Here is a 14544-nt window from a genome sequence, read left to right on the forward strand (position 1 = left end):
CGGTACGGCGGAGGATATCGATCTCCGGAGCGCCCTGATCAGGCCGCGAGCGCGCTGATCGTCGCGCGGTTGCGGCCGTCGCGCTTGGATTGATACAGCGCCATGTCCGCCGCCTGGATCAGCGTCGCGCCCTCCCGGTCCATGATGTCCGTCCAGGTCGCGATGCCGAACGACATGCTGGTCGATCCCAGTGCGCGGTTGCCGTGGCGGACGGCGATCTCGGAGATCGCCTGCCGGACGATATCGACACGCTTGGCCAGCGCCTCGGCGGTCGTGCCCGGCGCGATGATGGTGAACTCCTCGCCGCCGAAGCGACAGACGACATCGCCGTCGCGGAACCGGCTGCGCATCTCGGCCGCGACCTGCTGGAGCACCGCGTCCCCCGCGTCGTGACCGAACTCGTCGTTGAACCGCTTGAAGTGATCGACGTCGCACATGACCAGGCTGAGCGGATTGCCCGACCGCGAGGCGCGGGCGATCTCCAGCTTGAGCGCCTCCTCCATGTAGCGGCGATTGAACAGGCTGGTCAGCGGATCGCGGATCGTCTGTTCGCGCAGCGACCGCTGCAGGCGATGGTTGACCAGCGCCGAGGCAATGTTCTCGGTCAGCACGTTCATCCGAAAGCGGTTCTCGGCCTCGATCCGGCCGCGCAGATAGAGCACGCCGATGACCTCGCCGCCCGCGAGCAGCGGTTCGCAGTGATAGACCTCGCCCTCGGCGACATGCGCGCAGACGATGTCGCGGCGCGGATCCACGACCGAATGGCTCTGGCCACGGCGCAGTGCCCAGCACCGCTCCGGCGCGAAGCCGTCGTCCGGCACGACGATGTCTCCCCAGCTGGCGACCGGGACCAGGCAGTTGCGCGAGTTGTTGTGCGCGTACAGCGCGCCGGGAATATCGGGCAGGACCTGCGGTACGAACACCCGGATGATCTGGGCCAGCTCGTCGTCGGTGCGTGCGGCCTGCATGCGATGCGCCATGCCGCCGAGCAGCTCGATCACGTCGCCGCGTTCGCGCAGCGTCTTGGTATTGCGCTCGAGCTCGGCGTTGACGACCTGCAGCTGGCGCTCGCTCGTGCCCCGATCGGAAACCGCGCCCTCCAGCCGGTCGGCCATCGCATTATAGCCGATCGCGAGGCGGTTGAATTCGCGCGATCCCATCGCGGTATCGATCCGTGTCTGCTCGTCCCCGCTGCCCAGCGCGGTCATCGCGCGCAACATGGTTTCCAGCGGGCGGCGGATACCTTGCACCAGCAAGGTAAAGCCGCCGATGACGATCAGCGCGACGGCGATCGCGCCGAAGATGGCAAGCCGCTTGCCGCGACGCAGGCGCTGCGCCGCCGCATCCTGTCGCGTGGTCTGCAACGCGCGTTCCTCTTCGAGAAAGGCCTCCCCGCGCACGCTGATCGCATCCATCAGGTCGCGACCACGGCCGCTGGCGATGATCGTGACCGCTCCCGCAAAATTGCCCCGGCGGGCAAGGTCGAGTGGCTGGCGCAGAAAGGCGGACCGCTCCTTCATCAGCAATGCCATTTCCCGCGCACGGGCATGCTGGCGCGGGTTGTCGCGGGTCTGGCCCGCAACCCGCGCGATGGTCCGGGCGGCGCTGTCCAGGCGTTTGGCGAAGGACCGCGCATAGGCCGGATCCCGCGTGATGACGAACCCGCGCTGGCCCGACTCGGCCTCGCGCAGATCGTTCAGCGCCGCCTCGGTCGTCTCGATGACCTGCGCGGAATGGGCGGCCCATTGGAAGCTCTGGCTGGCCTGGTACGAGGCGTCGGCGAGCAGCCCAGCCAGCGACCCCAGTGCCAGGACCACGATGAGGCCGATCGCGACGATCCGCGCAGTAAGCGATATGAACATTGCGCTATGTTAAACAACAAAGACTTAGCTTTTGGTTACTCGCCATCACACGCCGCGCCGCGACCGGTCTACTGCGTCAATACCCCGAGCTCCGCGATGGCCAGCCGCGTCTCGCCCTTGGCGGTCCGGGTGAAGGCGATCTCGATGTAGCGGCCACGGTGCGGCCGCGCGAAGGCGAGGCGCTGCGGCGCCTGGTTGGCAGCGATGTTCGAGAACTCGCCCTGCTCCTGCGGCGCGTCGGCCAGCCCCGGGTCGTCGCCGATGCGTACGCGCCAGGCGGCGGGGTCGCCGGCCCCCTGCGGCGCGTGCCAGCCGGGCTTCAGCACGAACCCGCGCAGCTCGACGCTGCGCCCGAGATCGATCGTCACCGAACAGGGCTTGCCGTCCGCACCGGTCAGCGGCGCGACCCAGTCGGTGCGGTTCTTCTCGTCGATCAGCAGCTCGGCCCGCGGCGCGCTCGCCCGCAGGATCTTCCAGTCGCTCTTGCGGATGTCGAAGTTGCGACGCCCCACGCTGCTGACCGCACCCTTGGCCGCGTGGATGCTGATCGCCTGGACGATCCCCGCATCGCGCATCGCGAACGGCGCCGTGTAGCGCGGCGATGCGATCGTCGGCACGCTGCCGTCGGTGGTGTAGGCGATCGCCAGCCCGGGGGAATCGCTGGTCAGCGTGACCACGCCCTCGCGGTCGCGGACGATGTGCGGCGGATCGAGCAGCACGGGCGCGAGATACACGCCGAATTCGGTGATCGCCGGCGCCGCGGCGGCTGCGGTGATCCGCAGCCTGACCCGCCGCGCGGTGATCGGCGCGTCGAGCCGGATCAGCCGCTGCGATCCGATGCCCTGCTTGCTGGCGATTTCGGTCCAGCCGGTCGGGCCCTGCGCGTCGATCGCGAACCGGTCGACGCGCAACCCGAGCGGCAGATGCTCCGCCAGCCTGACGACATCGAACAGCCTTGGCTGTTTAAGGTCGAGCGTCAGCGTCGGGACCGGCGCCCGATCGGCGCTGACCCAGAAGCTTTCGGGATTGCCGTCGAGCACCAGCGCCGCGTCATGCCCGGCGCGCACGCTGCTCGCAGAGGCGATCGCACCCTTGCTCAGGTCGGTGGCGTACATCGCGCGCATCGCCGTGCCGAACGCGGTCAGGTTCGCGACATCCTCGTCGGTCACCAGCCCGCGCGTATCCGGGGCCAGGTTGAGCAACAGCCCGGCACTGCGCCCGACCGTCTCGAAATAGATCTTCATCAGATTGGCGAGGCTGCGGCTCTGCCCGTCCTCATAGGCGTGCCAGAACCAGCCATAGCGGGTCGAGACATCCGCCTCGGCCGGCCATCAGATTGCACCGCCGCGAACGCCGGCATTGCCCTTTTCCTCGGTGAACCCCTTGTCGTCCATCGTCGCCCAGCACGGGTCGCCGGCTTCGCCCTCCTCGTTGCCGACCCAGCGCAGGTCCGCGCCGACTGGATCGAAGGTGCAGGCCATCGGCTGCAGCGCGTGGACGAAGGCGATGATCGACGGCCAGTCATAATAGGGGACCGCGTCGATCTTCCGCACTTCGCGCGCACCGCCATAATAGCCATCGCCGCCGTTCGCGCCGTCGAAGAACACCTCGTAGATCGGCCCGTATTGCGTCAGCAGCTCGCGCAGCTGGTTGCGGAAGAAGGTGATGTATTCGGGGCGGCCATAGTCCGGATGGTTGCGATCCCAGGGCGACAGGTAGATCCCGAACTTCAGCCCCTGCCGCCGGCATGCGGCGGCCAGTTCGCCGACGATATCGCCCTTGCCGTTCTTGTAGGGGATGCTCGCGATGCTGTGTTTCGTGAACTTGCTCGGCCAGGCATCCCAGCCATGATTGTTGGTATCCGGCGAAAGCTGGACCATCCCGAACGGCAGGGTCGCGCCGGGGAAGGTATGGCCATGACCGCCCGTGCCGATGAACAGGTCGGGCCTGGTGACTGCCGGCGACTGCGCGCGTGCGGCAAGGGGAAGGGCCGTGCCGAACGCGGCAAGGGTCGAGCCGGCAAGCAGCTCGCGACGGGTGGCGCGGATCACGCGGTGGTCTCCTAAAGGTAGGACGGTCGGGGGAATCAGAAGGTCTCGCGCAGCAGGGCGGGGCGGCGCCGCTCGAGATCGAGGATCAGGTCGCCGAACAGCCCGTTCGCCCAGGCGAACCAGGGCCGCGAGAAGCGTTTGGGGTCATCCTTGTCGAACGATTCGTGGATGAAGCCGGTGCCCGCGTCGGTGGTCTTGAGCCAGCGCAGGCATTGCCGGATTTCCGCATCGTCGTCGCTGGTCATCGCGCGGACGATGATCGACATCGGCCAGATCATGCCCAGCCCCTTGTGCGGGCCGCCGATTCCGTCCGCCGCGCTGCCGGTGAAGAAATACGGGTTGCGCGCACTCCAGGCGGCCGCCCGGGTCCGACGGTACAGCGGATCGGTGCGCGACGCGGCGCCGAGCAGCGGCAGCGCCGACAGGCTCGGCACGTTCGCATCGTCCATGAAGATCGCATTGCCGAACCCGTCCACCTCGAACGCCCAGACGTCTCCGCCCGTGCCCGTGCCCGTGCCCGTGCCCGTGCCCGTGCCCGTGCCGCCCGTGCCGCTTGCGCGATCCGCCATCCGGCCATGCGTGCGCAGCGCCGCGTCGACCTCGTCGGCGAGCGCGACGCACTCGGCCGCCGCCGCGCTGTCGTGCCGCGCCTCGACATGAACCTTGGCGAGCATCCGCAGCGCCGACACCGCGAACAGATTCGACGGGATCAGGAAGGGCAGCGTGCAGGCATCGTCCGAGGGGCGGAACATCGAATGGATCAGCCCGACCTTGCGTGTCGGCGCACCGACGCCTTTCAGCATCAGCGTTTCGGTCGCGTGGCGATTGACGCGCTCGAACCGGTACGGGCCGTCATCGGTCTTGCGCTGCTGCTCGCGCATCGTCGCCACCGCCCGCGCCATCGCCTTGGCCCAGAGCGCGTCGAAAGGCGCGGTATCGCGCGTCTCGCTCCAATATCCATAGGCGAGCCGCATCGGATAGCAGAGCGAATCGAGCTCCCATTTGCGTTCGGCAACGCCCGCGCGCATCTCGGTCAGGTCGTCGATCGCGCCCAGGTTCGACTTGGCCTGCGGATCCGCCATGAAGGCATTGGCGTAGGAGTCGATCAGGATGCATCGCGCCTGGCGCTGGATGACGCCGTGGAACAGGCGGCGCAACGCCGGGTCGCGGCGGCAGAGATGGACATAGGTCTGCATCTGCGCCGAGCTGTCGCGCAGCCACATCGCCTCGATATCGCCGGTGATGACGAACCCGTCCGGCTTGCCGTCGACGATCCCCAACCGGACCGTCGTGTCGAGCGTGTTGGGATAACAGGTCTCGAACAGATGGCGCAGCGCGGGATCCGCGATCCTCGCCTTCACCCGCACGATCTCCTGCTCGACCGCCAGGCTGACGAAGCGACGCTGATCGCGCGGCGGCCGGGCGCCGCCAGCGACGGGCGCCGCCGCCGCGCCCCCGAACGCGGGCGTCGCCGCTGCCGTGCACAGCGCCGCAGCGCCGGCCTTCAGCATGTCGCGGCGAAGTAGTGCGGTAGATGACACCCCTATCATGCGGCCGACATCTCCGGACACGCAAGTCCGGGAAGAACATTCCTTCGTACACGCTCCGCTAATCGCCCGGTGTCCTTGCAGGCGATGCCTCGTGATGCTGCCAATGCGCCTCTCCAATACACGTCCGTGGCCGGCGTCCTCGTCGGGATTGCCGGCAAGATACTGTCGCACCATTGAACGGAGGCGCGACCTGATGTGCTGGGGTCGAGGCTAGGGGGCGACGTACCGGGGCGCAAGCAGATTAAGAAATTTAATTTTCTTTCACGCGGTCGGTTTTCCATGCGGTTGCAGCGGGGTGGCGCGTGATAGGGCCCGGGCGGATCGATGAGCCCGGCCGGGCCCATCGACTTTTCTTTCGCCGGACGTGTAAGAATACGTCGGAGGGGCATATCACGATGGACAAACCGATACGGGAAGCGCGCGGTGCGCGCCTCGCAGTGTCGTTGTCGGGCACGAACCTGGCGCGTGCGAGCGACTATAATCAACGCGTGGTTTTGCAGGCCATCCGGCTCAGCCCGGAGACCAGCCGTGTCGAGCTGAGCCGGACGACCGGGCTCACCGCGCCGACGATCGCCAACATCACGCGCCGCCTGATCGACGCGGGTCTGGTGAAGGAGGTCGGCCGCCTTCAGGGCCCGCGCGGCCAGCCCGCGATCCAGCTGACGATCGAGCCGCTGGGATGCGTCGCGATCGGCCTCAACATCGATCGTGATCACCTGACGCTGGTCGTGCTCGATCTGGCGGGTCAGGTGCGCAGCCGGATCGCGCAGGATATCGCCTTTGCGATGCCCGAGGACGTCGTTGCGTTCGTCGCGCACAACCTCGAATCGCTGCTCGCGGAGGCCGGGATCGGACGCGACCGCGTGATCGGCGTCGGGGTCGCGGTGCCCAATGACCTGGGCGTCATCACGCTGCCCGGGCGGCCGTCGGATTATGATCGCTGGGCGGGCCTCTCGATCCCCGCGCTGCTCGCCCCGGTCATGCCCTGGCCGACCGTGATCGAGAACGACGCCGCCGCGGCGGCGATCGGCGAGGCGCAGGCGGGGGCGGGGTCACCGCTGGCGAGCTTCTTCTATATCCTGATCAATTCCGGGCTCGGCGGCGGGTTGATGATCGACCGCCATTTCGTCGAGGGCGCGAACAAGCGCAGCGCCGAACTGGGATTGCTGCCCGACGCGACCAACCCGGCGCCGGGCGCGGTCGTGCAGGACATCGTCTCGATCTCGGCGCTGCTGCAGATGCTGAAGGACGCCGGCCTCGATGTCGAAAGCCAGAAGGACATCCGGCCCGCCGATCCGCAGACCGACCGCGTGCTCGAACGCTGGGTCGATCTCGCCGCCAAGGCGCTGATTGCACCGCTGATCAATATCACCTGTCTGATCGATCCCGACGCCATCGTCATCGGCGGCCGGCTCGACACCGCGCTGCTCGACCGCCTGATCGCCCGCCTCGCCGGCGCGTTGGCGGTCACCGTACAGCCCCCGATGACCACGATCATCCGCGGCGCGCTCGCCGCCGACGCACCGGTCATCGGCGCCGCGCTGCTGCCCTTCCTCGACAAGCTGCTCCCCTCCGACGCCATCCTGATGCAGGTCGGCCGGTAGGGGCGTGAAGAGCCGGAATACGGCCCTTCACGTCGCGCCTGTGAGGGAGGGGCCCCCGCGGCTTACTGTCCCGCGATCATCTTCGTATAGGCCGCCACTGGCACCGATTCCCGCGTGCCCTTGGTCGGTTCGATCTTGAAGAAATAGGATTCCGTCCACGCGCGACCGCCACCCCAGGCCATCGCATCGAGCCAGACGTCGCTGTCGGTCTTGATCGACTTGACGACGTTCGCCGCGATCGCGGTGCAGGATGCGGGCAGCCCCTTCGAGCTTCCCAGTGCATATTCGCCCAGGATCGCCCGATAGCCCCGCTTCCGCGCAGCGGCGGCGAAGATCTTCAGTCCGCCGTCGCCCGCCGGTTCGCTGACGCACTCCGCATTAGTACCGCTGGAGCCGGTGTCGAAATAGCGATGCGGCGACAGGATGATGCGGTTCAGCGGATCGATGAGGCCGCCCGAGCGATCGATCGCGCACGCCGCGCTCTCGCAGTCCCGGCTGGCCGGTTCGTTCTTGTCGAACCGGAATGACGCGGACCATTGTGGCCACTCGACGAGGATGCGGTGCTTGAACCCCGCCTTGCGAATGCCTGCGACGATCTGGTTGGTATCGCGAACCCATTGCATCCAGTCGTTCGTCACCACGGGATCGGTGAAGAAGCGCGGCTCGTTCATCAGGTCGATCATGACCATTTCGGAATTGTCGAGCTTGCGCAGGATCGGCAGCCAGAATGCGATCTGCTCCGCCGGCGTCGGCCATTTATAGTCATGGCGGTCGAGGATCACGGGCACGTTGCGCGCGCTGGCCGCCTTGACGACGTCGACCACCCGCTGGAGGACGACGGGGTCATTCATCTGGCTGCCGTTGAACGGCAGGCGGATGCTGCGAAACCCGGCCTTGTCGACGTACCAGGCGACGTCGGCCACGGTCGGGCACAGGGCGCCGTTCGCGACGAACGAACATCCCGCGAGATTGACGCCGAACCGCGGCGCTGCCTCGGCGGCCGTGGCGAAGGACAGCAGGGCCGTGGCAGCGGCGATGACACGAGGAAGAATCATCTTACTTCACCTACGAGGTTTGGATGGAATGCCGTGCTCTCGATGTGAAGCACAGTGTGATCCTTCAAATAGCCAATTTGTGTTAAATTTTTCTTCCGCAACAAGACGTTGGCGCCGAATAATTATCGAGAGCGTCACACTTACTGGCAGAGTTCGACAGATGCCGTCATGTCGTGTGACACAGGTGACGCGTGTTCGGCATGAGCATGGCCGAGATCATCGGCAAAGTGAATCGCCCGGTAACCAAATGCTTTGATGCGACGACATGCCTGTCCGCCGCGGTCAGTGCCATTCCGGGTCGCGCCGACGCCGGGAATCCCGTGGAAGTCAGCGCCATTCTATGCCAGAAGCCCGCTCACGATACCGGATGGGGACCAGCGTGCGGTCAGATATGCCCTCTATCTATCTGATAATGCGGTTTTAAGCCCGTCGACATGACGCTGAACCGCCGACGTGGTTCGACGAGCACCCTATGACTCTGAGGTTGTACCCCGTCAGATGCCGAAATCGACGCGTATAATAGTCGAATATCCTGTCCTGCAGCACCGGTCGCGTGCCGCAGGGCCCGTAAACCTGTTTAAACTGTAAGGCGGACAATCAGTGACCTCCGTACCAAAATCCGGGATGCACCTGTCGTCCTTGCAATATCTGCGCGGTATCGCTGCACTGGCCGTCGTCTATTTCCACGCGGTCGTACAAGTCGAGCAGGTGGCGAATATTCGCGAACTTCCCATGTCTGGATCGTTCGGCGTCGATATCTTTTTCGTCCTGAGCGGGTTCGTCATGTGGTGGACGACCAGGGACCGCAAGGTCGGCATTGGCGACTTCCTGGTCAAGCGCCTGATCCGGATCGCGCCGCTCTACTGGGTCCTGACGATATTCGCCGCGATGGTCGCGCTGTTCTTCGGCGATCTGTTGCGGTCGACCAAGTTCGACCTTCCGCATCTCGGCTTCTCGCTCCTGTTTCTCCCCTGGTGGAACCCGGCCGTTGCCGCGACCAATGCGGAGGTCCTGACCCCGGTCATCGTTCCGGGCTGGACGCTCAATACCGAGATGATGTTCTACGCGGTGTTTGCGTGCGCGCTGGCCGTCAGGCAGACGCTCAGGCCCCTGTTCGTCGCCGTGCTGCTGGCGCTCGTGTACGTATCGGCCAAGACGTGGCTCTCCGGGACGACCGCGGCCTTCTATGGTACGGACCGCCTCGCCGAATTTCTCGCGGGGATTGTTCTGGCGTGTACGATCCGCCGTCTTCCGCGCCTGTCGCCCGGCATCTGGGCGGTGGCAGGGCTTGGCGCGTTCGTCCTGCTGTTCTGGATGGATCTTGAAAGGCCATCCATCTCGCAATTCATTGTCCTTGGCATACCGGCGGTCGTTCTGCTCTGCGCGGCGCTGCAGATCGAGATCTCGGGCCATTTGCCCGACCTGCCGAAACTGTCCCTGCTCGGCGACGCGTCCTACAGCATCTATCTCAGCCATATCTTCGTGATCGCGGGCACCCGCGTCGCGGCCCATGTCGTCGGTCTCGATCTGGGCATGGCGAACGGTGCCGTCTTCGTCATCCTCGCGCTCGTCGTCAGCAGCGTCGCCGGGATCGTCGTTCACCGGATCATCGAACTCCCGCTGCTCAAGGGCGTGAACAGACTGCTGCGCGGTGGCCGCAAGCCGCCCGCCGCCGCCGAACTCGGCACATCCTGAGCCGGGATTTAGGGCTGGCCATCGACGCGCGGCCGTAGAATGTTCCTCCAACAACGCGTCGGCCTCGATCATCCGCACCAACTGCAAACGGTGACACCATGAAGACTTCACAACCTATCACCGGGGTCAGGGCGCGGCCCAAGACGGCGGCGCCATCCGGCGGCAAGGCGCTGATCAGCGATCAAAGGTTCGGGATCCTCGCGGTCACGCTCGTCGTCTCCGCCAGCCTGTACAATGCGATGCTCGCGATCATCAGCGCGCATGTGAAGGGCCTCACGTCCGCGGCGCCGATCGCGATGGAGGGGCTGCTGCTCGGCGGCGCGATGGGGCTGGCGCTGCTCAAGCGCCGTCCTGACGGCGAAGACGCTCCGGCGATCGCCTTGCTCTACCTCTTTGCGCTCCTTGCGGTGTTCACGTCGCTCGCGAGCGATGCGGTGTTCCCCGATGCCTTTCGCAACGTCGCGATCATCGCGTCCTTCTTCCTGCTCGGTCGTCGGTGCAGCTTTCCCCAGGTTCATCTCGCCTTTGCGGTGCTGACGATCATCACCCTGACGGTGCTGATCTTCGAGATCGCCTTCCCGACCGCCTATGTGTCGGTGTTCCAGCCGGGCAACTACTATGCGGCGACGCGCGGCATGGAGGTGAGCGAGTTCAACGAGACCGGCCTGTTCAACAACGCGGCGGGGTTCGAATCGCGCTTTTCCTTCGGGGTGTTTTCGGGCGCGCGGACCTCGTCGGTTTTCCTCGAACAGGTTTCGAACGCGAACTTCGCCGGTATCCTCTGCGTGTTCCTTGTCGCCACATGGGGGCGGTTGAGCGTCGCCATCCGGACGACGATGGTGGCGACGATCCTGCTGATCCTGCTCTCGAACAACACGCGGACCTCGTCGGCGCTGGCGGTGGTGACGATGATGGGATATTTCATATTTCCCCATCTATCGCGGTGGTTCACCCTCCTGATCGCACCGGTCCTGGTCCTGCTGGCGTTTCTCGCCGTCGGCGACAATGTGACGCATACCGACGATCTGATCGGCCGGCTGGGCATCACGACCGAGGCGCTGCGCAAGCTCGACATTCCGACCATATTCGGCGCGAATGCGATGAAGGCCCGACATCTGATGGACACCGGCTTCGGCTATGTCACCGCGTCGAGTTCGATCTTCGGGCTGATCGCGATCTGGCTGTTCTTCTCGCTTGGCCAGCGCGCGACGGACACCGCCTCGAAGCGCTGCGCCTGGGCGACGGCGGTCTATCTCTTCGCCAACATGATGATCGGCGGCACCGCGATCTTCTCGATGAAGGTCGCCGCCCCCTTGTGGATGCTGGTCGGCTATATGGCCGCCACCGCGCCCAAGCCCCAGGCGTCGCGACCGAATGGCCCCGCGCCACGAGGATCGATCGCGGCCTGAAGCAGGACCCGGCCTGCCATCCGGGGAGTATAGGCGTCGGTGTGCTATGTCGGGACCGATTGGCTGCATAAAACCTAATGCAATCTGATACGTAGCGTTTCCATGGCAAGCAGCGAATCTCCCTCAACGGCAACCCGGTCTGCGGAAACACTCCCCGACGATCCTCCCCTGCAACCGCCGGTGATCGAGCCAGCCGATCGGGAATATCTGGTCGCCGCGAGCACGATTCCGGGTTCGCACTACGGCGCACGGATCGGGAGCAACGCGGCGCTCTGGGCGCTCGCAAACCAGCGTCAGGACATCGACAAGCGTTTCTCGGTCCTCACGGCCCGTAACCAACGAAGCATCCGTACGGCACGATATTCGGCGATCGCCGCGGTCGTTCTGGGGATCATGAGCACGGTTGGCGCAGCCTATTACACCCGCCAGGCAGATCCCCGCCCGGCCCTGGTCAAGGCTCCCGTCGCCCAAACCCCAAAAGCCCCCATCGCACCGCCTGTTACGCCGCAGCCAGCCGCTATCTCGACCGCAGTTCCAGCTGAAGGTGGCAACATTCCGGTGGCGCAAAAGGCCAATGCCGCGTCGAGCCAGGCTCGACCGCCAATGCCCAAAAAGGCACGGAGGCTTTCAGCCGCGAAACGTAAGGTGCGGCCTGCTCGCGCGCGCGCTTCAAGGTGGATTGCACAGCCTTTGCACGGTGCAGCGCTTCGGCGGGCGTTGATCGCCGATCGCAAGCGAACCCGGGAACTCAATCAAGCCCAGCTGAGAAAATTGACACGCCGCCGTCGCGACTGATTGCGCGCCGTTGCCCTCCGTGGCGGCAGAGCCCCCCGCCGCCGCGGCCGATCACAGTCCACAGCAACTCGTGATCGGCAAGCAGCCTATGCCGCGACGGGGCTCATCGATGCACAGGCAGGCCGTAATAGGGTCAGCCGAATCCAGAGATGGATCATGCCGGCCTGCTTGTCCGCTTCCGCCCACTTGCGGTCGTTCACGTGGGCAATATCGGAAGCATAAGTCCGTCGCCAAGCCCAGTTGGCAGCAGCAATGATAATCAGATCGCGCGCGGCAATAAGGGACGAGCCTCTGGTTGTGATCGGGCTGCTTCAAGAGCCGGTTCGGTTTTTCCCGCAATCAAAACCAGAAAATGCTGCCTAATCGGCTCCGAAGTTTCCAACATCAGTCGTCGCATCCTAGCGTCGTACAGATCGGCAGAATCTCCAGCACGCCGATGAACCATAGTCCAGGAACCGAACTCGCGTAGCGGTATCACACAATCCCTAAGCAGGCGAAGATGATGGTGCCGACTGTCGGCGCGGATGCGAGCGAAGGCAGCTGTCACGCTTTCAGGGGGGCCTTCTATCACTTGAAGGAAGTGCACCCCATCGGACCACAGAAGCCCTGTGATGCCATCTAGCGCGTTGTTATGCCGAGACTGTTCTAGAATACCGGCAAGGTCGGCTCCGTCGCCGGGGACCGTGCTGAAGCTGACATAAAGTATTTGCTGCGTCGGCGCGACAAATGTCGCTGAGATTGCTTTCATCGCTCGCCCTGGACTGCAAGCGAAAGCTATCCCGGCTCTCGGTCGTCATCCTGCTCGCGGCATGATCGGTAACGATAGTCAGCCGTACCACGGATATTTATATTTATGTAGTATATATCGCTTTGCGGGACGCCAATTTGTCGATCGGCTGGTCGCGTTGGGGAGTTACATCCGTTGACGCGGTTAACAGTCCTTACCGCTAAAAGGTTCGTTCATACTGAAACTGAGGCTTGTCCTAGCGCTCCACCTACGTCAGCTAACCACCAACTCCGGCCATTTCGCTTCCGACCCCAATGCAGACATCGGTCAAATTCACATCGTGGACACCTTGCCACCAATCCCGCTAACCTATCGAACCAACGAGCGCGTCCGGACCAGTCTGAAGGGAACCTCGTTCGTCGTGCCCTTTTCGGTGATCCTTACCCACATGGTGAGCGCGCTCGGGCTCGTGCGTTCGATCGTCATGCCGTCGAAAAACCATCGATCCTTCTCTACCGCCACCAGCGGGAAGATTACGGGCTTGCCCGTCCCATCTTCCCAGCCCGTCATGTCCGGGCTGAAGTGACGAACCCGATAGGCCAGCGATCCCCGGAGCGGGACGTAATCCACGAGTTCGGTAAACGATACGCCGCCCTTGCCGTCTGCCATCGCGAAATGGCCCGTGATCCGGCCTCCCAGCGGCGCGGAGTAGGTTTCCGTCACGTCGGAGCCCATTCCCGTGCCGACCCAGCTGCCTGCCAGCCAGGCCAGTTGATCGATTGACGCGGGTGGCGAAGTGCCGTTCCCCAGTGAGCGCGTGTGCTGCGCTGTCGCTGGAACGGCCATCGCAAGACCAATAGCGGCCAAGGTCCGTATCACGGCACGTCTCCCTGTGATCACGCGCAGCCTAGCGCCTCGGCCGACGGAATCCACCGCGACTTTCGTGCCTGGAACGCGGCCGCGTCGACCAGCACGATCACGCGAAAATTTGTCCCCGGGTCGATCGCTGCATGCTCGGCCTGCCCGAACAGGCGGTCGTTGCGACCTTTCGGCCTTGTCGGGCTCGCCGCGTCCTCGGCTCTGGGTATCACGGCACCAAGGGCACTATGGTACTTTGGTTGCTCGCTAAATTTACCGGAATTTTCGGTCGGAACCAATGCGCCGCTCAATTCTTGGACTCTCACGAACTCAGTTACGTCGCAATTAACGCGATTGTGAAAAGAGTTAAACAATAGGGTTAATAGGAGTTCACGATGCGCGATAAGGCCTCGACACCACATGGTGCTGGATCAGCAAACCAGGATCGTGGTTACTGCCAGCGGATGCCGAGCAGTGTGAAGGCGGGCAACCGAGATCTCGGCATGTTCAATCGCAGCAGCGTGAAAGGCGAAAAATACCAGGGCCATGGTACGACGCCGGCCTATATCTAAGTCAAAGTCGAGCTCGGTATTCACTGGCGACAGGCGTCAGGGGCACAGCTGAGAGGTCGGCAAGGTCAGCGATGGTGAGCCGTAGAAGCGGTTCAACCATCGCGGTTGCCGAATAACAACGCATGCTTGCGACCACCTGCGAGGCGGGGCCGATGAGCGATGTGCAAGAGCCTATCGCTCCATATCATCTGTCCCGTCATGGTCGGGACATCACCGAAGTCGATCCGTGCCGAGGTGACGCGGCCGTCGACCAGTGTCGCCGTGCGAACAAACGACGCCACGATCCACGGCGTTAACCATTTCTTAACCACAAAGCCTCACCCGGCAGATGAGGCCTCGCCTCCCCGCAAGGGTTCCCTGCTCGTC

Annotated in this window: 13 protein-coding genes; 5 read left to right on the forward strand and 8 right to left on the reverse strand. The window is 64.5% G+C overall.

Annotated elements, in window-relative coordinates:
- Positions 1-38: 38 nt before the first annotated feature.
- The 4 genes from FHY04_RS03630 to FHY04_RS03640 all read right to left on the reverse strand — a co-directional run bounded on the left by FHY04_RS03630 (position 39) and on the right by FHY04_RS03640 (position 5424).
- Positions 39-1862 (reverse strand): diguanylate cyclase, encoded by a 1824-nt coding sequence (locus FHY04_RS03630; RefSeq protein WP_031396208.1) that lies wholly within the window; start codon positions 1860-1862, stop codon positions 39-41.
- Positions 1863-1930: 68 nt separating this feature from the next.
- Positions 1931-3106 (reverse strand): discoidin domain-containing protein, encoded by a 1176-nt coding sequence (locus FHY04_RS22235; RefSeq protein WP_221211599.1) that lies wholly within the window; start codon positions 3104-3106, stop codon positions 1931-1933.
- 87 nt (positions 3107-3193) lie between these two features.
- The gene (locus FHY04_RS22240) at positions 3194-3913 is read right to left on the reverse strand and encodes an alpha-L-fucosidase (RefSeq protein WP_221211600.1); all 720 of its coding nucleotides are present in this window, start codon (positions 3911-3913) and stop codon (positions 3194-3196) included.
- A 35-nt stretch (positions 3914-3948) separates the two neighbouring features.
- On the reverse strand, positions 3949-5424 hold the full coding sequence (locus FHY04_RS03640; RefSeq protein WP_260171284.1) for a glycoside hydrolase family 125 protein: 1476 nt from the start codon (positions 5422-5424) through the stop codon (positions 3949-3951).
- Positions 5425-5858: 434 nt separating this feature from the next.
- On the opposite strand from FHY04_RS03640, the gene FHY04_RS03645 reads away from it, so the two are divergent.
- Positions 5859-7067, forward strand: a complete 1209-nt coding sequence (locus FHY04_RS03645; RefSeq protein ID WP_183935390.1) for an ROK family transcriptional regulator — start codon at positions 5859-5861, stop codon at positions 7065-7067.
- A gap of 62 nt (positions 7068-7129) precedes the next feature.
- Here the strand turns inward: FHY04_RS03645 and FHY04_RS03650 are convergent, their stop codons facing one another.
- On the reverse strand, positions 7130-8122 hold the full coding sequence (locus tag FHY04_RS03650) for a cellulase family glycosylhydrolase (RefSeq protein ID WP_031440167.1): 993 nt from the start codon (positions 8120-8122) through the stop codon (positions 7130-7132).
- A 600-nt stretch (positions 8123-8722) separates the two neighbouring features.
- On the opposite strand from FHY04_RS03650, the gene FHY04_RS03655 reads away from it, so the two are divergent.
- The 3 genes from FHY04_RS03655 (at position 8723) to FHY04_RS03665 (ending at position 12021) form a co-directional block, all read left to right on the forward strand.
- Positions 8723-9817 (forward strand): acyltransferase, encoded by a 1095-nt coding sequence (locus FHY04_RS03655; protein ID WP_183935391.1) that lies wholly within the window; start codon positions 8723-8725, stop codon positions 9815-9817.
- Between the two features lie 98 nt (positions 9818-9915).
- Positions 9916-11226, forward strand: coding sequence for a hypothetical protein (locus FHY04_RS03660; RefSeq protein WP_183935392.1), 1311 nt, complete (start codon positions 9916-9918; stop codon positions 11224-11226).
- Between the two features lie 102 nt (positions 11227-11328).
- On the forward strand, positions 11329-12021 hold the full coding sequence (locus tag FHY04_RS03665) for a hypothetical protein (RefSeq protein ID WP_183935393.1): 693 nt from the start codon (positions 11329-11331) through the stop codon (positions 12019-12021).
- A 259-nt stretch (positions 12022-12280) separates the two neighbouring features.
- Here FHY04_RS03665 and FHY04_RS03670 read toward each other — a convergent pair whose 3' ends face one another.
- The 3 genes from FHY04_RS03670 to FHY04_RS03680 all read right to left on the reverse strand — a co-directional run bounded on the left by FHY04_RS03670 (position 12281) and on the right by FHY04_RS03680 (position 13917).
- Positions 12281-12769, reverse strand: a complete 489-nt coding sequence (locus tag FHY04_RS03670) for a BLUF domain-containing protein (RefSeq protein WP_183935394.1) — start codon at positions 12767-12769, stop codon at positions 12281-12283.
- A 348-nt stretch (positions 12770-13117) separates the two neighbouring features.
- Positions 13118-13594, reverse strand: a complete 477-nt coding sequence (locus FHY04_RS03675) for a DUF6265 family protein (RefSeq protein WP_183935395.1) — start codon at positions 13592-13594, stop codon at positions 13118-13120.
- A gap of 50 nt (positions 13595-13644) precedes the next feature.
- Positions 13645-13917 carry a hypothetical protein gene (locus tag FHY04_RS03680; protein WP_221211601.1) on the reverse strand — a complete coding sequence of 91 codons (273 nt, stop codon included), beginning with the start codon at positions 13915-13917 and terminating at the stop codon, positions 13645-13647.
- A gap of 84 nt (positions 13918-14001) precedes the next feature.
- On the opposite strand from FHY04_RS03680, the gene FHY04_RS03685 reads away from it, so the two are divergent.
- The gene (locus tag FHY04_RS03685; protein ID WP_156363390.1) at positions 14002-14178 is read left to right on the forward strand and encodes a hypothetical protein; all 177 of its coding nucleotides are present in this window, start codon (positions 14002-14004) and stop codon (positions 14176-14178) included.
- Positions 14179-14544: the final 366 nt, after the last annotated feature.

The sequence above is a fragment of the Sphingomonas sp. BK481 genome, from assembly GCF_014194875.1.
Lineage (GTDB): Bacteria > Pseudomonadota > Alphaproteobacteria > Sphingomonadales > Sphingomonadaceae > Sphingomonas > Sphingomonas aerolata.